Raw genomic sequence first — 24,432 nt, forward strand, 5'->3', positions numbered from 1 at the left:
GCTGAAGTACACTTTGATCAAAATATCTATGGGAAGTACCATACCGATGCTTTATTGACTATCCGTTCACCAGCAGATATTATAATGAGGGCGCGGCAGCCGGGCGAGTGGCAACGTAAGTGCTTGTACCCTGGTCATTTATTACCGTATGAAGCAGAAGCGGAGGAAAGCGCTTGAATTTATTAAAGAATTCGAATTTTTAATGGCCTATTGTATCCACACGCTGGCGCAATATCGAGGGATTAAACGATAATCGAGTATTGAAGAAAAAAAATTAAGAAGATGGGGGAATACGTCAGGTATAATAGAACAGAGGTGAAAATCGGCACCGTGGAAAATATGTATTACACCAGTTTTCAAAAATTTCTCCAGGCATATAAATCGGGACATCTCAAACGATGCGAAGGAAATGACTATCCAATAAACTATCTTCTTCCTGAAAACGGTAATCGCTTTAGGTTTCCTTTTCCTGATGAAGATGGCTTGCCATTCGGAGAGATCAATGGCGACTACATGCGTGGTTTACCTGTTCGATATGACCCTTCCAAAGCGCATCTTATTTTCGGTCCGGATGATACCATTCAGGCAAATTGCAATGAGATTTCTATTGTCCAGCAAAGGTTGGTTCACCGCCAATCCGATGGAAAATTATGTCTGGCCGTGGTGTATCAGGGAGCAGAAAGGCTTGCCCGCTTGGAAGACGACGACTCCGTCAAAAATCTTCTTGCTCAAATTGTAAAACATCATATAGCCTCAGAACCTGATGCTGATAAAAAGCACTTTTACCGTCAGGTATGTTTGCGCATCCTCAAAGGATATCATCTGCATAGGAACTTAAAGGAGGATATCCGTATAATAGCGGATACCGGGAAGTTAAAAGCGCTTCCGCCAAAGGGGCAATCCAAACGTAAGTTATGAATAAGATGCAGGTTACTACGAAATAATGAAGTGCTTTAATAAATCATTATAGCTAAATAGTGCTATGGCAGAAATTGTAAAATACAAAGGGCGACCAGTAACGATAGGCAACTATGAGAACTTGTATTATGCAACTTTTGAAAAGTTCGTAGCTGCATTGGCTTCAGGTTTTCTTCAGCAGCAACCTGGCAGTCTTATGCCATTTGAATACGCAAAACCGGATTTGGGGTTCAGCTTTAGATTTCCTTTTCCGGATGAAGATCATTTCCCGATAGGAGAGCGGTTTGCTGAGTACGCCAAGGGGATTTCTATCGTTGTATCTGAAAGTTCGGTATATCCGGAAAAAGATTTTGACCCGGCCAGAAAGCTTAATCTATTGATCTGTCAGCAAGAAGTTCATTTGGTAGGTTCTGATGTGGTACTGACGACAGCACTGCATGATCATGAACATACTATGGCACATCAGACGGGCCGCAGAGACCCCATGATGGAAGTTGTTAAGGATATTATTAATAATCACATTGTTAATAATCCAGATACCGAAAACCGCGTCTTTTATCGCCAACTTGTAGGTAGGATTTTAAAGGGATATCGGCCATTTAAGCTTTCCGATCTTCCGAATATAATTACTTATCGTCAAGATACGATGGAAAACCGGAAACGTCCTATTAAAAGACGTTTGTGATGGCGGTGATGATCCATTTTTTATCATGAATGAAAAATTAAATATTGACTTATGGCGGAAATAAAAAAAAGGATATTATCCTTTATGTCCGGAAAAAAAGTAAAGCTATTTGGAATTTGCATTGGGATTAGCCCCTCGCTTGAAATAGGTGAATGTTATGTTCCTAATGTTTTTTCTCATAAAAATAACGTTGATGGAGAAAGTCCTATTGGCATCGGTAATCCAAGTAACCTGTCAAAGGATGAACTAATGGAGTTGGCGGATTATAACATTCGCCTATGGCTTGACTTTAAAGAAAATATCCGCAAGCATGGAATCGAAAGTGTTAAAGTATTTAATGTTAGCAGTTGCTGAATCCATTTGGGCCGGCATTTGGCTTTCTGCTATGTAAGATGAATGCTTTTTATTCTCTGTTGAATATTCGAAAAACTATCAATTTCTCAATGATAACCTATGACCATAGATTTTTTGACCAGGGAGGACTTGGAAGAGTTCAGATCAAAGCTATTGATTGATATAGAGGGAATTATCTATAATAACAAGACGAAGAAGTGGCTTAAAACCCAAGATGTCTTAGCTATTCTTGAAATTTCGGAAGTTACACTTCAGTCACTTAGGAATAATGGAATTATACCCTTCCGAAAAATAGGCGGTATCTGTTATTATCATGCAGATGAGTTAGATCAAGCATTGTTGAGTCTACCTAAAGGAAAAAAGCATCTGGCCGAAATTCTTAGATGATTTTTCGGTTAAGAGGTTCTGTTTGTGAGGGTATTAATTAATAGTTAGGGTATGGAGGTAAAATCACTGATCTACACGCTAAGAAAGATTAAAAAGTCCGGAAAGTCCTTTAAGGAAGGGGAGTATGAGGTACGAATTCGCCTATCACAATATAAAGAAAAAGAATTTATTTCTCTAGGCTATAGTTCAAGTGTCGAGAATTGGGATGAGGTGCATATGTTACCTAAACCAAGTCACCCTCACTATAAAGAGCTTTCTAAGAAGATCAATAGAATAATGGATGATATTGACTTTGAACTAAAAAAGGCGCAGAGGTCGGGACGTTTTATTTCATGTATTGAGGTAAAACGAGCAGTATTGCATACGGCTGGAGATTTGCCGTTACAGCATGATCAGCTTAAAATATTGGAGTTTTTTGATAAAGTAATTAATGAGTTGGAGGAGGCGGGTAACCCCGGATATGCGGATGTGTTTGAGAGCACGAGATCCACAGTTAGTAAACTAATTAATAATAAGTTCATTCCTGCCGATGAACGGGAACGAGAAAAAGACAAGCCATTCTTGGCATTTACAAAGGATGACCATCAGAAGTATGAGAGACTTGTTTCGGCCGGTGCGTCGGAATCTACAATAAGCTTGTATCTGAGAACATATTACCGGATTTGGAATTTGGCTATCAAGGAAGGATATTGCACAAGAGAAGAACATCACCCTTCCAAATTTATTAAGTTCCGTGCTTACAAGAGGATACGAACTAAAAAGCGCTCCATCAACCAGGATTTTCTACAAGATATAATCGATGCTAAATTTGATCCTGGCAGTCGAATCTTTAGATCTCATTTGATTCTTCAATTTATGTATTATGGCAGGGGAATCAATTTTGGTGACGTGTGTAAATTGAGGCGTGAGGATGTCGCCAATGGGACTTTGTGTTATACAAGATCTAAAAACCATAGAGAGTATGATTACACCCTACATCCCAGAGCAATTGAAATTGTTGAATATTTTAAAAATTATCCTCAACAAAGTGATGCTGGTTATCTTTTCCCTGTTTTGTTTTCGCGGCATGACACCGCTCGAAAAGTTGATTCGCGCATTCATCATCAATTAAGAAAATTTAATGAAGACCTCAAAAAGATGGCTGAAATGGTTGGATGGGAAAGAAAGTTCACAAGTTACTCCTTAAGACATGGATTTGCCACCCACTTAAGGAATAACGACGTTGATATTTCCATTATCAAGGAGGCGTTAGGGCATGAGACGGAAGAGCAAACTGTGGTATACCTGGAGGAGCTCGATGATAAGCCTGTAGCTGATGCCATAAACAAAGCGTTAACCGTAAATAAGCGAAAACCTGAAAAACAGCAAAAAAAGGGTAGGAGGATCTAATCGCGACTTTTACTTAAGTTTTAATAGTACTAATTTGCCTAACATGTGCGAGAATGTAGTTGTGACGGTAGTGTAAAATAAACTGTGTCACCTTATAACCGTAATTTCAGGCGATCACTGACCTTCTACCGCAAAATCGGACAGTTTAAAAATAGAGAAAATGGGCAATTATGGGTAACTTTAAAAAGAAGTAATTGCCATGAAAAAATCCAAATTTACAGAAGCTCAGATCGTGTTTGCGCTCAAGCAGGCAGAAACCGGCGTGTCGGTCCAGGAGGTTTGTCGAAAAATGGGAGTGAGTGAAGCGACCTTCTACAACTGGAAAAAGAAGTATGGCGGGCTTTGAGTCACAGAGCTTAAAAGATTACGTCAGTTGGAGGAGGAAAACTTCAAACTGAAACAGATTGTCGCGGATCTAAGCCTGGACAAGCAAATGTTACAGGATGTACTAAAAAAAAGTGTTTAACGCGTATTCAGATAAAGAAACACGCGCAGTACCTGATAGCCAGCTATAAGGTAGCTGTAAAGCGGGCTTGCTCAGTGGTGAAGTATGCCCGTTCGAAGTGGTATTACAGATCAAAGCGGAAGAGCGATTTGCCGGTCCGACAGCGTATCAGGGAGATTGCTGCAGCCAGGGTAAGATATGGGTATAAGCGGATTCATATACTGCTGCGTAGAGAAGGCTGGAAAGATAATCGTAAGCGCGTACATCGTATCTACAAGGAAGAGGGGCTTAATCTCAGAAGTAAGCGTCCACGTAGAAGTAAAGCAGCAGCACATCGGTTGGAACGGCCTGGCTTAACTGGAATATACCAGTGCTGTTCGATGGATTTTGTGGCAGATCAGCTGTTTGACGGACGGAAATTCAGGACCTTAACTTTAGTGGATAATTTTAGTCGCGAATGCCTGACAATCGGGGTTGGGCAATCAATAAAAGGTATCGATGTGGTGAAAATTCTGGAAGATTTAAAACGTCAAAAAAATATCATTCCCCGGCGAATCCAGGTTGATAATGGGAGTGAATTTATCAGCAAGGATTTTGACAAATGGGCTTATGAAAATAACGTAACTTTGGATTTCTCCCGACCCGGAAAGCCCACCGATAATGCTTTTATCGAATCGTTCAATGGTAGCTTCCGGGATGAATGTCTGAATGTGAACTGGTTCTTATCCCTTGAGGATGCCCAGGAGAAAATCGAACATTGGCGCTGGGAGTATAACAATTTTCGCCCCCACAGTTCGCTTAATAATCTAACGCCGAACGAGGTCGTTGAAAGACATAAAAACGCCCAAAATCTCTAATTTACCGTGTACAGGATTGGGGACAAGCTAACTTTCAACTCACCATCCAGGGCGCCTTCAAGAAACTCCTTTAGCAACGGCGTTAGCACGCCGTCCTTGCCTAAAAGCGTATCTCCGTTCTTCAAACGGCTCGCCGCTTGCTTCTTGAAGGCTTCGAAATCAAAGTTTTGCTTTTCCATATTGTCAGTTTAAAGTTAAAAAACTTTTTACTGACACACTTTATGTAATAGTCTCCTAGATGGGGTACTTACATAGAAGGTCAGAGTAACTAAATCTGATTTAGATGGATTTACTAAAAATCTAATCTTGGTTGGTTATTCCTTGGTATGTGATTGATTATTTTTGTTATTGTGTAACTCTTGATGATATAAACATCAACCGAACTATCGTATTCTTGGGTAATTTCGATTTCTGCTTCTAACTTATCTCCCTTTGCAAATTGTTCACCACTATCTATCATTTTCGTAAACTCTTCATCTTTAATTTTGGCTGATATTTTATGTCCTTCATAATAAAATATCCATTTGATGCGATGGTCAAAGGATAATGTTTCGATATTTAGAATTCCTTGTTTTGTAATGGTCCTAAGATTGTGAGCCTTTGCAATGTCTTCCTTCTCAGTGATTGCAGGAAATGATTTTTTTGGAATATTTACCAACGTTTGTCCCGAGCTGTCTTGGAGTTCAAAATTTGTAATCCGATTATCTTTTTGAATTGACTCAATACTTTTTACAGCATAGGTATTGATCTCATTATTTCCAATATATATGTTATATACCCTATTGTCAACAATCATTGTTTCTCCTGAATCATTCTTTACAATTACCTCATTTTGTTCTTTTTCTATTGCCTCAGGTTTATCTCCTTTTAAAAACAGCATTAAACCATAAATTCCGCCAACGATTGCAATAATATTTGCAGTTGTTGAAATATTATCGTTAGTGAATACAGTTCTTCTTAAATTCTGTAGGAATGCCCTAATTCTAAGATGAACAATGAAGCTACCATTTTCTATCGAACTTATTTCAATTTGAATAACTTTTCCTGTATACAGTTCACTGTTAATTCCTTGTATGACATTGGCAATATTTATTATACTATTTGCTAAAGCTGAGATTTCTATTTCATTTGTTCCATAGTATTTGATTATCAAATCATTAGATGATTCTTGTGTGCTGGCAAGTAAAAGCATTTTTTAAGTTTGTAGGGTACAATTAATAAAAATTCAGATTATTTGTTTCAAATTTTGAGGCCTTTTCGGAGAAAATACCCAATGCTAGAGAAATTGCAACTTCATGGATAATTAATTTATTATAGTTTTTCTTTCAATCCTACTGAGGTCAATTGCCTATATGTGGCTTTTTACAATATGCATGTTAAATATTTCTGTTTACAAACATATGAATAATTTATGAGGTTGTGCTAGGTGTAATTTGCGTAGAATTCCGTGTAAATTACAATCCAATTAAGTAGAGTACTCCGATGATTATTTTTTTTCCAAAAAATGTGAGGTGACCTCAATGAATAGGAACCTTAGTTAAAAACGTTACTGTTTGAGGGTAGCTTTCAGCCTGATTTTTCTTTTGGGTCGGGAGTGTAAAATAAACTGTGGCAAAAGCTACTTTTTGCCCTTGACACAGCTTGTTTACCGTCTAGTTACATGCTTTTTAAATTCCTGAATATATATTATTAATATTTCAGTCGTATTCCAGCACTTGCATCGCTAGCCTTAATAATTTTATATACCATGCCGCTTGCTCCTGCTATTTGGGTGGCATATTCTGACTTAGCTTTAACCACTGCATCTTCAATTTTATTGTCACCTTTAACTTCCAGGATAACATATCCGTCTCCTGCTTCCTCTTTCAGTTTCAGTAGGAAGTCAGGATAGTAACTTCTTACTGTATGAGATTCTGGATCAATATAGTTGACAACAAAGTCAGATTGCCCATGTGTGAACATACCTGTGAACCACACCTTTTCGATTCGTTCATCTTGCAACAGTGTCCAAAACATCTTGCTTTCGGGGTTGCTGTCGAAACAATACTTGTCTACATGGAAGGACCGTTCGGCAAATGGAGCATATCTCTCTGAGTCAAGACTTGCAATAAGTTCCTGTCTCGCCTTTACCTTGTAGCAATCACCGTCTTTAGGTTCCTTAATCAGTTCGATTTCCATATCCTCTTCATCGGTATATTCTTTAATGGTGTAAAGTGTTCCAAAAAGTCGAGGTATGATCCAGTCGTGAAGTACTTCATTAAATTCGTTAACTTTTGCGATCACCTGATCAAGACCATCTACGGAATCTACGAGGAGTTCTCTAATTCTGATTGGAGATTCGTTAAGGTACCTTGAAATCTCCGCAATAAGCATGATCTCTGAATATTGTCTTTTGTCCTTTATATGGGAAAAATCTACCTCCTGACCAATTTTTTTAGACAAATCAGTAATGTTTCGCTGGGAACGAAATATTTTATACTTTTCAGTATCGAAGGATGCTAGTTCGAGATCTACAGAACCTCCAATTTTTTTAGGGACCAGTTGATGGAGTTTATTAATTCTCTTAAGCTTTACCTTCACAGGCGGAGGAACCAGTCTGACTTCCATAATTTCAGAGTTATCTCCGGCTTCATTGAGATCATCTACTGACAACTTGAAATTTTCTTCCAATTCTTCATTAAGGATACGTACGTTCTCGTCGGATAGAAATACCATTCCAGTCTCCTGAACATCGCCAATTTGTCGCAGACAACGCATTGCGGCTTGAAGCACAAATATCTTGGATTTAGGTTCTCTATTCAGTGCGACTCCGAAGAGCGACCGACAATTCCAGCCTTCTTTCCCTTTGTTAACCAATAAAATAAATTGCTTTTCGGAGGTTGGAGTATCCAAATTCTTAAACTCACGTAGATCATCATTACTAGTCAGTTTGGCATCACCTACATTAACAAGGATGCTCGAAAGAGGAATTCCTAGTTCACTTAACACATCCTCAACAGCAGGCCGTAACTCTTTATCAAGTTCCTCAATAGAAGAGGCAAAAAAAGCTATCTTGGGTAAGCAGCCCTCATAGCGCTTCCTATTGTAACTACTCCAAAATTCTACTATGGCTGTACGAACAAATGCCTTGGCTTGTGTTTTAACATTGGTAAAGCCGCTGATATTGACCTTTTTCAGGTATCGGTTATTGATTGCCTCTTTTAGCCCATAAGCATACACAACCTCTGGTAACAAGCGGCTGCCAACATAAGGTGTTCCTGTGTAGTTGTAACAACCTACTACTCTCGTACCGGCTTCTTTCAGGTTTTCCGCCAGTTCATTGATAGTTACTCTCAGACTTGTTGAAGATTTCTTCAGCCCAAAGTCAATTGCCAATTGGTTTCCGAAGACATGATGTGCTTCATCTACATAAATTCCAAGCTGTTTAAGCTTGGTAAGTTTGGCAAATCGCTGATTCGTGATTAGATCCTGGTCTGTGTCTATCTCAAATCCATAGAGATCTTCAAAGTCTTTATTAAGGCTTTTAGCTTTATAGCTAGTGTTAAAATCCTCAAAAAGGAGCTGGGAAGCACTCTTAGTCTTGTGTTGCTTTTTCAGTATGATCTTCTGCGAGTTGGAAATTATAACATTATACTTGGAATTTTCAATTGTATTGAGAGCGTCTCCACTTTCGTCCAGGAAATAAAATTTCAAATTCGCTTCTAGCCAATTAATATATTCTGGAGGAACTACCTTAGATTTGTCAAAAACTTGGATCTCTTTTAAAGACTGAAGTACTGTTTTGTCAGGAGCGAAAACCAGCGCATTATGGCAATACCGTTCTGATTTAGGATATTTGTTCGCAAGCAAGAATTCATAAAATATGGAAGTGGCCATAAGTACGGTCTTACCTAGGCCCATTGTAAGAGCAAAAATGAAGTTAGGATATATTTGTTCAAACTTCTTTATTTGCTCAAAGACGGCTTTAAAAGCTTTCTTTTCGTCCGAGTCTTTTGTTTCCACTGGGCCAAATAAAGAGGTTTGCCCTGAGCTTGAAATTCCAGTGTCCGACCTGTTATTGAATTTGCCGGATTTGTCAAACCATTCCTGAAAAATTTCATGTAGGTGCTTGTTTTCGCAGAACTCTTTTAAGAAAACATAGATTTCCAGTGCTTCAAATTGTGGCCTACGTAAAAATGAAGTTTTGTTATCCGGATCATTAAAACTAATAAACTTTCGGGTTAGTGTGTTATAGGAAGTCAGTATCTTTTTGCGCTCCTGGTTATAAAAAGCCCTCAGGTACACATAAAAAGGAAACTCAATTTCGTTTTGTTGTTGTTTTACCATGATTTTCTAAATATCGTTCCACTAGATTAATTAACCAACTCCATTTCAAAGGATTCACTAAGCAAGTCCGTGATCCGGATTTTTATAGTTCCTGCATTTTGGGGGACTGGATATTTGCCAGCAACCAGTTCTTCCTTTGATGGAATATCGATTACTTGGGGCTCAAAAACAGCTCCGTCGAAATTGAAATCAATCATGATTGATTCGGTTAGTTCTTTCCAGTCTTCAACATGCTCTTTCATTAGCGATAGTTTTTGGAGTAGATTCATCGGGTAGAACTGTTCAATTGTAAGTGATTCAGAATCAATGCTAATTTTAGCCTCGGAATCACGTTTAAACTCTAAATTCGATTTGTCGCGGAGGATATCAACTACCTCGATGTCTAATTTATAAGGCATTTGTTTTTGCAAAGCGGCGGCGAGGTCCGCCTCATGTCCCATACATACGAGTAATAAATATTCAACAGCCCTTCCAGGGTTTTCCGTATTTCGCTTCTCAAACACTTTATAGTCAAATCCTGTGATTAATTCATTAAGGTCGGCTCTTGTTGCTATCCGGTTAACTGGCATAATTTTAACCATCCGGCCATCCTTTTCACCATCATAAAGTGCATTATTCGGCAGAGGCTGGATCTCTAAGGCCTTTATTAAAAGTTCTTTTGCTTGTACCGGATTTCGGAATACATCATAGTGATTTACATTGTATACTTGGAATCCTGTGTAAATAGTGCTGATACTTTTTTCATTTTCCTCCTCTTCAATTTGCTCATCAGTATCCATATCAAGTGAAGGTTCCGCAATCACTTGATTCAATGATACTGAATGATGGATAAGCCGCTTAGTCGTAGTTTGAATGGCTCCCAGGTTTATGTCAGCTCCAATAAATTTTCGACCTAATTCCATTGCTGCAACTTGTGTTGTACCAGAACCCATAAAACAGTCAAAAACAAGATCTCCTGGTTCTGTTGACGCCAAAATAATACGCTTAAGCAAGTCGATTGGCTTTTGTGTTGGGTAGCCAACGCGTTCTTGAGCCTGGGAGTTAATCAGTGAAATATCGTCCCATATGTTTCCTATTGGATTTCCTTTATCATCTTCTGGTCGTAACTTTCGGAATGGCACATCGTTAGAAGACCAGCCGAGGTTTCCTTCAGCATCTATCTTTTTCAGCGTCTCCTTTTTAACCCTCCAACCAGAGGCCGGAGGAGTGTAGCCTTTATATTCATAAACAAGGTTCGGACGTTCACCCATTGAGAGAGAACGAATAATTGGACCATCATAGAATTTTCCTTTATCATCTATACGGTGGTACTTTTCGGCAATTTCCTCCTCATTGAGCGGCCGCCTGATTCTGTCTAATCGAAGGCTTGCCAGTGCGCTTTTTGAATAAAGCAAAATCGTATCTGTGAAGGTACTAAAGCGAGAAGCTGCATGCTGAGATCCTTTAGGATTCGTGGAGCGCACCCAAATAATCTCGTTTCTAAAATTTTCTGAGCCAAAGATCTCATCCAATATTAGACGCAGGTAGTGACTTTTATGCCAGTCGCAATGGAGGAAAATATGACCTTTGTCTGAAAGTAGTTCTTTCAACAAAATCACTCGCTCGTACATAAACTGTAAATACTCGTCATTATTCCAGATATCAGAATATTGTTTTTCCTCAAATGCTGTAGCATTATTTTGAGCTTGGACTCCTTTTAGCCGAATCGTCTTCTTATAATCAGCTTTGCTGTCAAAAGGAGGGTCAATATAAATTAGATCCACTTGCCCGCGATACTGCTTGAGCAAATGTGCCATAACCTGAAGATTATCTCCCCAAAAAATCTTATTGATCCAACCATTAATTTCCTGTCCATGTTGCTCTTTGAGTTGTGCCGGAAAATACGGTGTTGCTGTGAATGGCCGCTTTCCTTTCCAGTGCAGCATTGGATAGCCTTTTATAGGCTCGAATTTGTAATTTTCAACAGAGTCGATTGATTCTTCGATCTTTAATCCCAGTTTTTCCATAAATTAATCGTATTGCTTTGGATTGCAATGATATCTCATATCGCAGTTTCCGCACTGCTTTTCTGACTTTACCACCGTATCCATATCAAAGTTCTTATTTTCAATTTTGTTTACCACCTCATCAAATGCCCTTATAGTATTAGTAATCCGCTCAGGGTTATATAAAAAAGAAATGTAAGGACTTCCTTCGTCTTCTTTCGGAAAATAAAGATGCATTTTTGACACTTTTTGTCCAGTACGTTCTTCTACTAGGTGAGCATATACCTCCAACTGCCGTTGGTAACGGGCCATGAGTTGCCTGTCCTTGGTGTCACTTGAGTTAACATCCGGCTTATCTCCCGATTTAAAATCAATTAGCTCTACAGTGTCATCTTCACCTCGAATGAGGTCTATTGTACCCCTGAGTATATAATTGTCTTTGACCAGTGACACATCAACTTCTGCTTCTTTGATGCGGTCCCAAAGTCCGGTGTTTCTGTCTCGGTAACGGATTATCTGCCTAAGTAGTGCATCCAACTGCCCCTGGTGCATATATGATCTTTGCTGTCTAGATAGAAGAAAATAATTACTGTTAAACCAATCGGATATTCGATCATCAGTTAACTGGTTTTCTTCGCCTCGAAGAACAGCTTTGTGTATGTCTTCGATGGTCTGGTGCAGAAGACTACCGCCGAGCACACCTCCCGTTCGTACTTCCACAAACTCCAACTCTTTATAAAATCTGTACTGCAATGGGCAGTTTTCATATAATAGGATATGAGAAGTAAACGAGTATTCGTGTTTAACGTTGGTAGCTGTTACCTGATTTAAATGTAACTGATTTATATTGAAGTCAGCGGGAGTTGACCGATAAAGGGTTTCAAAGTATTTGGATGGGTTCCTACCTTGACCCCCTTGTTCTCTGGCGGTCAATATTAGGAGATTTTGCGCTCTTGAAAAGGCGGTGTAGAACAGTCGGTAAAAGTCAAAATTTTTAACCTTTTCCATAGGTTCAAAGGGTGGTTTGTCATAATATTCATTTTGGAGGATAATATCGATCTGATCAAACTGTTTTCGAGGGACCAAATTTAGTGATCCGACAACAGTGATCGGGAATTCCAGACCCTTTGACTGATGGATCGTCATAAAGGAAATACATCCCGAAGGCGTGGCTTCATCAAAATCTTCGTACTCCTCAATCCCACCTTCAATAACAAACCGTAAAAATTGATTAAAAAGCTGCTGGAGTACCTTTGGGAGATTCTTAGGACCTAGGACGTTTATATTATATAAATATTCAAACTTATAAAATAGTTTAGACAGCATCGCAATGTTGTATGCAGCCCTCGTATTATTTTTTTTAGTAATTGACGTATTTAAATAATCGCCAAACATGGGAAATTCTAATAATTGATAGAGTAGGCTCGAGAAGCTATAGTTGGTGTTAGAAGAAAGTGTTAGGTGTTCTTTTGCTCTCTTTCTACAATATTGAAGCAGCGCATTATGACGATCGGGATCGCTGCGAAGCTTGGCAGCAAACCGAACTTTGTATGCTAAATAGGTATCCCATATAGAAAGACGCGCCTCCTCTTTCCATTTAAGATCATCAAATAGGTTAGGAAAGAGAAAGATAATTGCCCCTAAAAGCAACTGTGTTTCCTCGCGTTCAAAGAAGAGCGAGGAACGCGGGGAAAATACTGGTATATCTTTCGACTCTAGGAAATTAGCAAGTTCGACAACGTTTTCATTCTTTACGGACTTGAAAAGAAAGGCAATCTGATTCAGATCTGTCAATTTACCGGACTGCCTCAAAGCATCGATAAACTGGTAAATTGTAGTAAAATATTCTTCCTGTGTTCCGGAGTCGCTTACTTTGATTACAGATGGTTGGTCAGAACTATCCTGCCTGTATGCTTTTATAGACTTCTCAAAACGAAAAGTCCTTATTCCATCTGTCCAATCACATTCCATCATCCAATTGTTGCAGAAACGTACAATATCAGGCGTAGATCGATAATTGATATTGAGTGTAACCCGCTGGCAATTGCCCTCAGGAAAGTGGTTCGAAAATTCTAAAATATTCCGCACAGAAGCTCCACGAAAACGATAAAGACTTTGATCATCATCGCCAACCACACAGATATTTTTACTTCGGTTGGCCAAAAGTAATAGAATCTTTTCCTGGATAGTGTTAGTATCTTGGTATTCATCAATCATGAAATAATCAAACGCACCCTGTAATTTTTCCAGTACCTTAGGCCGGGTCTGCAACAAATCCAGTATTTCCGTTTGAATCGTACTGAAGTCAAGGGCATTTTCCTCAATTAGTTGTTTTTTATAAATATCATAGAAGTCACCTATTAAACGTATTTCAGTTTCTGTTGCAGCCTTTAGATTACTGGGTTGAAGACACTCTTCACTGACCTTGCTTAAATAACTGATCAGTTTTTGTGCCTTATCCCAGTTACTTGCAGCAGGAGAACCTAGAAGTCGATCTGCGTCCTGAACCTGAAGATATGATTTGATATTACGAAAAATAAAATATTGTTGATCGAAGGTGTCTAATAAACGATAATTGCGCTTCAGCCTGGTTTCAAGTCTGTTTTCCTCCAATATTCGCAAAAATAGGGAATGCAGTGTGCCAATATACATCGCATTAAGGTTGACTTTCATGTCAATCTCCCGTAATCTATTTGACACACGACTAACAAGCTCTCTTGCGGCCTTTTCCGTAAATGTGGCTACAAAAATACGCTCTGCGGCAACCCCTTGAAGTACGAGATAAACAATTCGTTCCACCAAAGTGAACGTCTTGCCAGAACCTGGCCCTGCAATAATAAGCAAAGGTCCCTCTGTGCAGGTGATTGCTTTCTTTTGCTGCTCGTTGGCCTTGGTTTGACCAATAAATTCAGCTAGTCTACTCATTGCTTTCTAGTAGTATTGGTTTTTTCACAGCGAATACACTTTTTCATTCGGTTTCATATGGCAAAAACTTTAGCGTCTTGAATTGACTCCTTATACGCCTAAAGTTACCGTTTGTTCTTGCAGACGGAGGGAATGTGGCTGTTGTTTACTGCATCATTCTTTACTAAAATGCTCAAGAGTTAAAACACAAAGCCTTTAGAACAAATCAAGTAATTGTCCGTTTGCTACAATACAATTATCAACCGGCTATCTCTAGGTTGCCTACTTTATGTCCTATGGTAATTTGCTGCAATTTACTCTTTATTTGTTCCATTCTTCCCTGTATAAACGAAGTAAAATGATCAAAATCATAACTCTCTAAGTCAGGAATACTGTGTCTGCTTCTGTAGTTCGAGTCGCGGCTCACCAGCCATTCATCAAATTCACAAGCATTCTTTTGCAGATTTTCGCTATCTGTAAGAAGTTGAAGATTGGGTAATGCATTGTAGCATTTTTTATATTCCTCGATTCTTTTTTCATCATACCCACGTTGTTTTAACTTTGATGTAGTAAATTCAGACTTCGGAAATATATGATCCTCGTGGTATTTATTGTCTTTCCAGTCACGATCAGGGTATAGCAACGATAGCAATAGGAAGCTATACTTTGTTCCATAGTTCACAGATAATAATTGCTCTATTTCAGTATCATTAAAAAAAGATTCAATATTTAATTTCTTGTTGATTTCTTCAAAAGGGAACACAGAATAGTCTGTTTGATCCTTGATCACATCCTGGACGACCTTTAAAGTACTATCAGAAGAACTTCCAAAAGCATTTTTTAATAGAGAAATGGTCAACCAACGTTGAATAGATAACTGATTTAGCACATCCGTGCTAGCTGTAGATTCTATGAAATTTTTCTTGTTTAAGAGCTTTATGTAAAGTGCAATAGGGAGTAAGGCCCCTTTGGATACTAGGTTTTTGTCATTGAAACCAAATTTTGACACCAGTTTTACTGCTTTCTCAATACAGCTCTTAGTTATCTCCCAATTATCTTCAATTTTCGCCAAGTTATCACGAGTGAAGTTTTGGACTTTATATTGAATAGGCAGATTCTCTGTTAAGTATAGACAGCCTTTTAAAACGAAATCCTTTTCAAAAGAATAGCCACTACCAATAGAATTAATTTCGTCTGTAAATGCGTGTATTTCTTCCCGGGCATTCAACTTGTTCCACTTCGCCGTAGCAGTGGAAAGCAAAATGTCGCTATACCCAAGTTTTATGCCACCTGTGTTGGCGCGAATAAATGCTTCTACAACTTTATCATAGTTTTGAGACTTTTCTTCATAATAGTTCAGCGTCCTGGCAATATGAATACGAGAGAAGAGCTTCCCGATATTAGAGTTGGCAATATCTCTCTGATCTTCTGTAAAGTTGGCCAAATCAGTTTTGATACTCTTCTTTGCATCTTCAGCTTCTTCAAAATTGAGGATGTCTCCCACTAGATACCAATACTGAGGATTAGAATTTTTTTGATCAGCTTTGTTGTCTGGCTTGAATTTAAACTCATAGGTAAGATCCTGTGCATTTTCAGGAGGTATAGGGGAGGTAAGTAAGTTAATGTATAATTTGGTTTTATGCCACCTGTAGTAGAAGTATTTATAGGAGCCTTTGAGTCCAATAAGCAGAGAGGTTAGACGTTGTTGCCCATCCAAAACCAAATAAATATCATGACTGACACCAGCTAAGTTCGCTTCCTTGTTATGAGGATTGTCTGTATTAAAATCTCGAATAAACTCATATGCAGTCCATTGATTTCTATTTTCCTCCCGGATCTTCCAAAAAAGAAATGTGCTAATTGGATATTCACACATTATCGAATCAAATAATTTTTCAATTGCATCTGTATTCCAAACGTACTCCCTTTGTATGGCGGGTAGAAAAGTTGTTTTATTGAGGTATTCTGTCACGACCTCACTGATGGTTTTGGGAATGTAACTCATAAATATTAGGAAATAATAGATTTAACATAGAATGTAATATAAATAAATCTTTTGATTTCCATTAATTTGCATATAAGGCTCCGTGCATCAACGCGCTCGAATCAAAGATATTTATCATGCTTGACGTAACAGATAGTGTTGGCCTTGAATATTCTTAAGAGGTCGTATCCTCTAATAGAATGATTGAATATTGAACACCACAACCACAAATAAAATTTTAACTATCCATTAATGGCTTAAGCCTTTGTTTAGCATTTGCCGTAATCTCTCGTCTGGTGCCATTCCTTATGTCTTTGAATATAAATTTCATACGTGTATGATGTCCCGTTTGAGCGTTGGGATGACCTTCATGTCACAATAAAAATTAACCATATGAAATAGATTTGAATAGTGTTACCGGAACCTTGTGTTGAATCAATTTTATTTGGAGGTTACTGGGAGGTTACTGGAAACAAAAAAGCACTTACAGTAATATGTAAGTGCTTGATTTTGTTCGTCGGGACGACTAGATTCGAACTAGCGACCCCTTGCACCCCATGCAAGTGCGCTACCGGGCTGCGCTACGTCCCGAAACTTTTTTCCGGTGTGTTTCCCGTTTGACGGGGATGCAAAAGTAGGTAATTATTTGAATTAAAAAAATATTGCGTTACTTTTTTTCAAAAATAGTTGGTTTAACTACTTGGTTGTCTTTACAAAACAATGTAGGAATAACGAATATTAAACTGAATTTTATTTATTCCCGAATGATAATCAATTCTTCCGGGTGCCGCGGGAAATCAGCCAGATGATCAATGCAATCACCACCGCCACGATAATTATACCGGTCCATACACCGGCCTTAAAAATACCGCCAACAACTTCGCAGCTGGTCATCATTACGATCATCATTACTAACAGGAGAGAGGTAAGCTTTTTCATGGATATGTTTTTAAATGAACGCGATACATATCCCGTACCAAAAAAGATTTGTATTTGTCAGAATAATTGCACAGCTTTATCTAACTCAACCAAAATAGTTATGAACACAGGGAAAGCAGTACGCGCAGACCTGAAAGTGGTGCCTTCCCATTCCTCACTTTGGGGACGCCTGCTGGAGGGAGATCGCCACGCCTTCGCTGAAATATATAAAACCCATGTTGATCACCTCTATCATTATGGCATGCATTTCTGCCGCGACCATGAAAGAGTGAATGACAACATCCAGGACCTGTTCCAGGACCTCTGGCTTACCAGAGAACACCTGAGCCCGCAGGTACAACATATCCGCTATTACCTGATCAGCAGCCTGCGCCGTCGCCTGCTACGCTCCCTGCAAAAAGACCGCCGTTGGCAATACCGCGACTCCTGGGAGGGGTTTGAATTTGAGTTCACCACCCCACAGGAGAATAAACTGATACAGGAAGAGACCGCAGCAGAACAAAAGAAGCTGTTACAGGCTGCACTCGGTAACCTGACCCGCCGCCAGCGGGAAGCCATCTACCTTCGTTTTTATCAGAACCTCAGTTACAATGAAGTGGCCGGTATCATGTCCATGCAGGTGGATTCCGTATATAACACCATCTCCAAAGCTATCGCCATCCTCAAAAAGAACCTGCCTTTCCCGCTGCTGTTGCTGTTTTTGGGAAGATGAAAAAAAATCTCCAAAAAAGTGATGAGAAAAAACCCGTTACCTGCTCTTTAGTAAAAAGACCGCCACTTGGCCCGTAAAGATTATCTGTCATATAGCGCCCGTGACTTTGCCCTGGACGAGGATTTCCAGCAATGGGTGCTGCAACCGTCCACCAGGAATGTTTTCTGGGAACACTGGCTGCAGCAACACCCGGAGAAGGAAAATGACATCCGGGAAGCAAAACAACTGCTACAAGGCATCAGCTTCACATCGTATCAGCTCTCTGAAGGGCAGAAAGAGGAGCTGTGGGCAGCTATCAGCGGGGGACTGGAAGACGAGGCGCCCATCACGGCAACGGCTACACGGTCGCACTGGCGTCAGCTGTGGAAGTATGCGGCAGTCCTGCTGTCAGGCATGCTCCTGGCCGGCGGATGGTCCTGGTGGCGCGAAGACCATACACCCGCCATCGTGAGCGCGCATACCCGCCTGGGGGAAACGAAGACACTCCTGCTGCCCGACAGCTCGGAAGTAACGCTCAACGCCGATTCCCGCCTGTTGTACGCCACCTCCGGCAAACAAAGGGAAGTATGGCTCGACGGCGAAGCTTTCTTTCATGTAAAACATACGGTCTCACACCAGCGGTTTGTGGTGCATACCTATGACAATATCAATGTAGAAGTACTGGGCACACAGTTTAATGTCAACAGCGCAGGTAAAGAAGTGGTAGTGGTACTGCAACAGGGAAAGATACAGCTCAATATCGAAGGCCGGAATACCTCCATGGCCCTGCAACCGGGAGAAATGGTACGGTACAACAAACAGGACGGCGACTTTACCAAAAGCAGCGTCAATGCCAGCCAGTACGTTTCCTGGCATACCGGCCGTCTCGTGATGGACGATTATTCCCTCGCCGATGCTGCGGCATTCATGCAGCAGGTCTTCGGCAAAACCATTATCGTTCCGGATACCCAGCTGCTGAAATACAAAGTGTCGGGCTCCATGCCCATCATCTATAATGCTGATACCATGCTGGTACAGCTGGAAAAGGTTTTCCGAATGAAATTCAACCAAAAAGGCGACGAAGTCTGGATACAAAAGAAGTAATACCCGCGTAAAAGGCAGGCCACCTTTTGCTGCAACCAAAATCTCATTATTAATATTAATCGTCAAAACCCGTTCACATGAAAAGAGGTTTACGTGTGGCGCTAGTGCCCTCTTTAGCCCTGTATTTCCTATTTCAATCGGTTGCTGTCCCGGCCCTGGCTGCCACCGGCACTCCTGCGACGCCCCTGCGTCCGGGAACTATGGGCCAACCTGATGAGTCTTCCCTGAAAGATGTGCTGCACCTGATAGAACAACGTTTTAATGTATCTATCGCTTACAAAAGCAACCTGGTGAAAAGCAAAAGGGTTCAACTGTCCGTCGACGGCTGCCAGACAGTGGAAGAAGCACTGCATAAAGCATTGGCACCATTTAACCTGCATTTCGAAAAATTAAGGGACCACTTTTACATGATCACCGAAAAAACAGCGCCCGCAGCGCCTGCTACCTCCTCAGGCCCGCTGCAGCAGCGCCCGGTGAAAGGTACCGTGAAAGATGAAAAAGGAAATCCCATCGCCGGCGTGACCGTAAAAATACCCGGCACCAGCATCGGCACCGTTACCAACGCGGACGGCGTATATACCATCTCCGTGCCCGGCAGAAGCGACGACCAGCTGGAAGTGACCTTCATCGGTTTTGAAACACAGCGTATAGTCGTTGGCGATAGACAGCTGGTGAACTTCACCCTGAAAGAAGGTGCCAGCGCACTGAATGAAATTGTGGTCACCGGTTATACTACACAGAAGAAAAAAGACCTCACCGGGTCAGTGGCAGTGGTAAACATTGAGCAGTTGAACCGGCAACCAACGGCGCAGGTAACGGAACAGCTGCAAGGACAGGCATCAGGCGTGACGGTCATCGGTTCCGGTCAACCAGGTGAGGCGCCACAGATCAGAATCCGCGGTATCAACACCTTCGGCTCCAACTCCCCCCTGTATGTGGTGGACGGCGTGCCCACAACAGATATCGCTGACCTCAACCCCAACGATGTGGCCAGCCTCCAGGTACTGAAAGATGCCGGCGCTGCCTCTATCTACGGCGCCCGCGCCTCCAACGGCGTGATCGTTATCACCACCCGTCGGGGCACCGGCAAAGTATCCGTTCATTATGACGGGTACTACGGCCGCCAATACCCGAAAAAAGGCAATGTCTGGAATACCCTCAATCCCACAGAACAGGCACAGCTCCGCTGGATGGCCTATACCAATTCCGGCCTTAATCCACATACCCCGCAATATGGCAACGGCAATGCGCCGGTCATCCCCGATTATATCACCCCCGATGGCGCCATGGAAGGCGATCCCGCTGTAGACCCTTCCAAATATTATGTGAATCCCAACTTTACTGATCAAAACGATTATAACAACTTTTACCGCATTGTACGTGCCAACAAGGCCGGGACTGACTGGTATCATGAAGTCTTCCGCCCGGCCCCCATCACCAGCCACAACGTGGCCGTGAGCGGTGGCGGGGACCGCGGCAATTACCTCTTTTCCCTCAATTATTTTAATCAACAGGGTACGTTGCTGAACACCTATCTGAAAAGATATACGATCCGCTCCAATACCCAGTACAACATCACTGATCACATCAGAGTGGGGGAAAATCTCGCTTTTTCGATGACGGAAAACCCTGCTGTGGAAATCAACAGCTCCGACGCGGCCATCGGCCACGCCATGCGCGAACAAAGCATCATACCGGTGTATGATATCAAAGGCAATTTTGCTGGCTCTTGGGGCGATGCCCTCGGAGATGCCTATAACCCGGTAGCGATGCAGGCTCGCACCAGAAACAACAAAGGCCTTAACACCCGTTTGTTTGGTAACATCTACGGAGAAGTGGACTTCCTGAAATACCTCACCTTCCGTACCAGCTTTGGCGGTGAGATCTATTCCGGGTGGTCCCACTCCTTTACCTATCCGCAGTATGAGAACAAGGAAAACAATACTTCCAACTCCTACTCGGAAGGCTCTAACAACGGCCACAGCTGGACATGGACCAACACGCTGACCTATCACCAGCGCTTTAATAATACACACGACCTGAAAATACTGGCCGGCACAGAAGCGTTCGATAGCCGCAAACGCGCTGTAGGCGGCACTACCAAAGACTACTTTACTTTCGATCCCAATTTCCCTGACCTCAGCACCGGCACCGGCACTCAGACAAACTACAGCAACCGCGAACAGGAAGGACTGTATTCGCTCCTCGCAAGAGTGGACTATTCCTTCCGTGATAAATACCTCATCAGCGCCACTATCCGCCGTGATGGTTCTTCCAAATTCATCAACAACCGCTTCGGCACCTTCCCCGCTGTAACAGCAGGCTGGCGCCTCTCCGAGGAAGCCTTCATGAAACCGCTCACCTGGATCAGCGACCTGAAAATCCGTGGCGGCTGGGGCATCATGGGCAACCAGCTCAATCTCAGCGTCAACAACGGGTACTTCCTCTATGGCGGCAAACGCAGCGCCAGCTACTACGACCTGGCAGGCACCAACAACAGCCTTACGGCCGGCTTCGCAGGCATGCAGATCGGTAACCCCGATGCAAAATGGGAAAGTGATGTCAACGCCAACATCGGCCTGGACGCGTCCCTGTTCAAAGGTGAACTGGACTTCTCTATCGATTATTACCGCAAAGACATCAAAGACCTGCTGTACAACCCTGAGCTGCCAGGCCTCGCCGGTACGGCCGCGCAGCCGTTCGTGAATATCGCGCAGATGAAAAACCATGGCTTCGATTTCTCTGTCGGATGGCACAAGGAATTCAGCAACAAACTGAAACTGAATGTTACCGGTACGCTCACGACCTACAAAAACGAGATCATAAAGATCGCCGACGGTGTGGACTACTTCGATGGTGACAGCCGCCGCTTCGATGGCAGCAACATTATCCGTAATGCAGTAGGCCATCCGGTGTCTTCGTTCTTCGGCTATCAGATCGAAGGCTTCTGGAACAGCGCCCAGGAAGTAACCGATGCAGACGATAAAGTAAAGAAAGCCACCAATAACCCGGACGCTTTCTACCAGGAAGGCGCCGGCATGGGACGCTTCCGCTATAAAGACATCAACGGCGATGGCCGCATTACGCCGGACGACCGCACTTTCCTCGGTAATCCTAACCCGGACTTCACCTACGGTATCAATATCGGCGTAGCCTACAAAAACTTCGACTTCAATATTTTCCTCTTCGGTACACATGGCAACCAGATATGGAACAACGTCCGCTGGTGGCGCGATTTCTATTCATCATTCGAAAGCGCAAAGAGTAAAACAGCGCTCTACGATTCCTGGCGCCCTGACCATAAAGATGCCAAAGCACCCATACAGGAAGTGGACGGCTCTGTCAGCACACAAGGCGTTCCCAACTCCTATATGGTGGAAAACGGCGCCTATCTGCGCGCTAAAAACGTAACGCTCGGATATACGCTGCCGGCCGGCTCCCTGTCACGCTTACACATCACGAAGTTCCGGGTATATGTGCAGGCAGCCAACCTGTTCACCATCACCAAATATTCGGGTATCGATCCTGAAATCGGCGGTTCCAATATCACCGACTTCGGCGTGGACGAAGGCGCATACCCGAATCAACGCCAATACCTCATCGGGGTGAACCTGGCTTTTTAATCGTTGCTCACTTAAATTAAAGACCATGAAAACATTCTATCATATAGTGTTGGGCGCTTCTTTTACAACCCTGCTGCTCGCCGGTTGTAGCAAAAGTTTCCTGGAGCGCGAACCTCAATCTGCTTTGCAGGAAGACGCACTCACCAATAAAAAAGGGGTGAACACACTGCTCATCGGCGCATATGGCGCGCTCGACGGACAGGACTATCAGGACGGCGATATGAAAAACCTCTCCGGTGGCAGTGGTTACGCCGTATCACCGGACAACTGGATCTATGGCAGCGTGGCCGGTGGCGATGCCCACAAAGGCAGTGACCCCAGCGATGCGGCACCTATTCTCCAGATCGGTACTTTCGTCGCCAACTCCAGCAACGGCTTCTTCAATGATAAATGGAGAGTAGACTATGAAGGAATTCGTCGCTGTAACTTCACCCTGCACGTGCTGGCCAAAGTGACCGACATGACCGACGCGGAGAAACAGGTGGTGGCAGGGGAGGCCCGCTTCCTGCGCGCCCACTATTATTCCGACCTCAAGAAGATGTTTGATAAAGTGCCCTGGGTAGATGAAAATTCAGCCAACTATCAGAAACTGGTGGTAGATGATTATAAAGTACCGAATGATAAGGATATCTGGCCGATGATCGAAGCGGATTTTAAGTATGCCGCGGATCACCTGCCCGAAACACAAAAGGAGGTGGGCCGCGCCAATAAGTGGGCTGCCGTGGCTTATCTCGCTAAAACATTATTGTTCCAGGGAAAGTATGCGGCCGCTTTGCCGCTGCTGGAAGATGTGATCAATTCCGGCGTTACGACGAAAGGTTTGAAATTTGGCCTGATGGAGCATTTCCACGATAACTTCGATGCTTTTACGGAAAATAACAAGGAAGCGGTCTTCTCCATACAATACAGCGCCAATGACGGTTCCGGTGGTACCGGTAATGCCAATCAGGGCGAAATGCTGAACTATCCGTACAACGGCCCTTTCAGCTGCTGCGGTTTTTATCAGCCTTCACAGGACCTGGTGAATTCCTTCCGTACTAATGATGACGGACTGCCTTATCTTGACGATTTTAATCAGCATCCGGTAAAAAATGATATGGGCGTGCCCGATACCGTAGCTTTTACACCGGATAACGGCAACCTGGACCCGCGGCTGGACTGGACCGTTGGCCGTCGGGGTATTCCATTCCTCGACTGGGGCCTGCATCCGGGCATGGCATGGGTACGCAACCAACAGTCAGCAGGCCCTTATGCCGCGCTCAAAAATGTCTACATGCAGGTGAACCAGGACAAGTTCTATGACGGTAACGCCTGGGCGCCGGGCAATGCCATCAACTATGTACTGATACGTTTTGCCGACGTACTGCTGATGGCGGCCGAATGCCAGGCCAATGCCGGCAGCCTCGATAAGGCGCAGGCATACGTGAATATGGTCCGTGAACGTGCAGCCAATCCCGCAGGATGGGTGAAGGAATATATTGACCCCAATGACCCTATGGGTGGTACCACCGATGAACCTGCAGCCAATTATCACGTAAGCCCCTATCCGGCAGGTGCCTTCGCCGGTGGTGGAAAAGATTTTGCACTGAAAGCGGTCCGATTCGAACGTAAGCTGGAACTGGCCATGGAAGGACATCGTTTCTTTGACCTGGTAAGATGGGGACTGGCACAAACAGAGATCAACCGCTATTTTACCTATGAGAGAACGATCACCTCTGATATTGCAACCGGTAATTTTAGCGCAAGGAACAGGTATTACCCGATTCCGCAACGGCAGATAGACCTGAGCGTGAAAAACGGGAAGTCAGTGTTGATTCAAAACCCGGGGTACTAAATCGGAG

16 protein-coding genes, 1 tRNA gene and 1 pseudogene are annotated in these 24,432 nt (G+C 42.6%); 10 read left to right on the forward strand and 8 right to left on the reverse strand.

Features of this window, described 5'->3' with window-relative positions:
* Positions 1–282: 282 nt before the first annotated feature.
* The 6 genes and pseudogenes from HGH92_RS29755 to HGH92_RS29780 all read left to right on the forward strand — a co-directional run bounded on the left by HGH92_RS29755 (position 283) and on the right by HGH92_RS29780 (position 5,035).
* Complete coding sequence (locus HGH92_RS29755; protein WP_168874498.1) at positions 283–918, forward strand: hypothetical protein; 636 nt, start codon at positions 283–285, stop codon at positions 916–918.
* A 64-nt stretch (positions 919–982) separates the two neighbouring features.
* The gene (locus HGH92_RS29760) at positions 983–1,603 is read left to right on the forward strand and encodes a hypothetical protein (protein WP_168874499.1); all 621 of its coding nucleotides are present in this window, start codon (positions 983–985) and stop codon (positions 1,601–1,603) included.
* A 51-nt stretch (positions 1,604–1,654) separates the two neighbouring features.
* Positions 1,655–1,957: a hypothetical protein gene (locus HGH92_RS29765; protein WP_168874500.1), complete on the forward strand. Its 303-nt coding sequence runs from the start codon at positions 1,655–1,657 to the stop codon at positions 1,955–1,957.
* Positions 1,958–2,056: 99 nt separating this feature from the next.
* Positions 2,057–2,344, forward strand: a complete 288-nt coding sequence (locus HGH92_RS29770; protein WP_168874501.1) for a helix-turn-helix domain-containing protein — start codon at positions 2,057–2,059, stop codon at positions 2,342–2,344.
* 51 nt (positions 2,345–2,395) lie between these two features.
* On the forward strand, positions 2,396–3,733 hold the full coding sequence (locus HGH92_RS29775; RefSeq protein ID WP_168874502.1) for a tyrosine-type recombinase/integrase: 1,338 nt from the start codon (positions 2,396–2,398) through the stop codon (positions 3,731–3,733).
* 199 nt (positions 3,734–3,932) lie between these two features.
* A pseudogene (locus tag HGH92_RS29780) lies at positions 3,933–5,035 on the forward strand (IS3 family transposase).
* On the opposite strand, the gene HGH92_RS29785 reads toward HGH92_RS29780, so the two are convergent.
* From HGH92_RS29785 to HGH92_RS29820, 8 genes are all read right to left on the reverse strand, one after another.
* A complete protein-coding gene (locus HGH92_RS29785) occupies positions 5,032–5,214 on the reverse strand; it encodes a hypothetical protein (RefSeq protein WP_168874503.1) in 183 nt (60 codons plus the stop codon). The pseudogene HGH92_RS29780 and the gene HGH92_RS29785 sit on opposite strands and share 4 nt — an antisense overlap.
* Before the next feature lie 113 nt (positions 5,215–5,327).
* Positions 5,328–6,227: a hypothetical protein gene (locus HGH92_RS29790; RefSeq protein WP_168874504.1), complete on the reverse strand. Its 900-nt coding sequence runs from the start codon at positions 6,225–6,227 to the stop codon at positions 5,328–5,330.
* A 497-nt stretch (positions 6,228–6,724) separates the two neighbouring features.
* Positions 6,725–9,361, reverse strand: a complete 2,637-nt coding sequence (locus HGH92_RS29795; protein WP_168874505.1) for a TnsA endonuclease N-terminal domain-containing protein — start codon at positions 9,359–9,361, stop codon at positions 6,725–6,727.
* A 26-nt stretch (positions 9,362–9,387) separates the two neighbouring features.
* Complete coding sequence (locus tag HGH92_RS34100; protein ID WP_168874506.1) at positions 9,388–11,367, reverse strand: site-specific DNA-methyltransferase; 1,980 nt, start codon at positions 11,365–11,367, stop codon at positions 9,388–9,390.
* 3 nt (positions 11,368–11,370) lie between these two features.
* The gene (locus tag HGH92_RS29805) at positions 11,371–14,271 is read right to left on the reverse strand and encodes an ATP-dependent helicase (protein WP_168874507.1); all 2,901 of its coding nucleotides are present in this window, start codon (positions 14,269–14,271) and stop codon (positions 11,371–11,373) included.
* Positions 14,272–14,509: 238 nt separating this feature from the next.
* The gene (locus tag HGH92_RS29810) at positions 14,510–16,222 is read right to left on the reverse strand and encodes a DUF262 domain-containing protein (RefSeq protein WP_211092793.1); all 1,713 of its coding nucleotides are present in this window, start codon (positions 16,220–16,222) and stop codon (positions 14,510–14,512) included.
* A gap of 529 nt (positions 16,223–16,751) precedes the next feature.
* Positions 16,752–16,825: transfer RNA gene (locus HGH92_RS29815), tRNA-Pro, on the reverse strand.
* Between the two features lie 180 nt (positions 16,826–17,005).
* Positions 17,006–17,173: a phosphatidate cytidylyltransferase gene (locus HGH92_RS29820; RefSeq protein ID WP_168874509.1), complete on the reverse strand. Its 168-nt coding sequence runs from the start codon at positions 17,171–17,173 to the stop codon at positions 17,006–17,008.
* Between the two features lie 100 nt (positions 17,174–17,273).
* Here HGH92_RS29820 and HGH92_RS29825 point away from each other — a divergent pair, with 100 nt between their 5' ends.
* From HGH92_RS29825 to HGH92_RS29840, 4 genes are all read left to right on the forward strand, one after another.
* Positions 17,274–17,885 carry an RNA polymerase sigma factor gene (locus tag HGH92_RS29825; protein WP_168874510.1) on the forward strand — a complete coding sequence of 204 codons (612 nt, stop codon included), beginning with the start codon at positions 17,274–17,276 and terminating at the stop codon, positions 17,883–17,885.
* Between the two features lie 66 nt (positions 17,886–17,951).
* Positions 17,952–18,968, forward strand: coding sequence for a FecR family protein (locus HGH92_RS29830; RefSeq protein ID WP_168874511.1), 1,017 nt, complete (start codon positions 17,952–17,954; stop codon positions 18,966–18,968).
* Between the two features lie 77 nt (positions 18,969–19,045).
* Positions 19,046–22,591: a SusC/RagA family TonB-linked outer membrane protein gene (locus HGH92_RS29835; RefSeq protein WP_168874512.1), complete on the forward strand. Its 3,546-nt coding sequence runs from the start codon at positions 19,046–19,048 to the stop codon at positions 22,589–22,591.
* Positions 22,592–22,616: 25 nt separating this feature from the next.
* On the forward strand, positions 22,617–24,425 hold the full coding sequence (locus HGH92_RS29840) for a RagB/SusD family nutrient uptake outer membrane protein (protein ID WP_168874513.1): 1,809 nt from the start codon (positions 22,617–22,619) through the stop codon (positions 24,423–24,425).
* Positions 24,426–24,432: the final 7 nt, after the last annotated feature.

Source organism: Chitinophaga varians (assembly GCF_012641275.1).
GTDB classification, from domain to species: domain Bacteria; phylum Bacteroidota; class Bacteroidia; order Chitinophagales; family Chitinophagaceae; genus Chitinophaga; species Chitinophaga varians_A.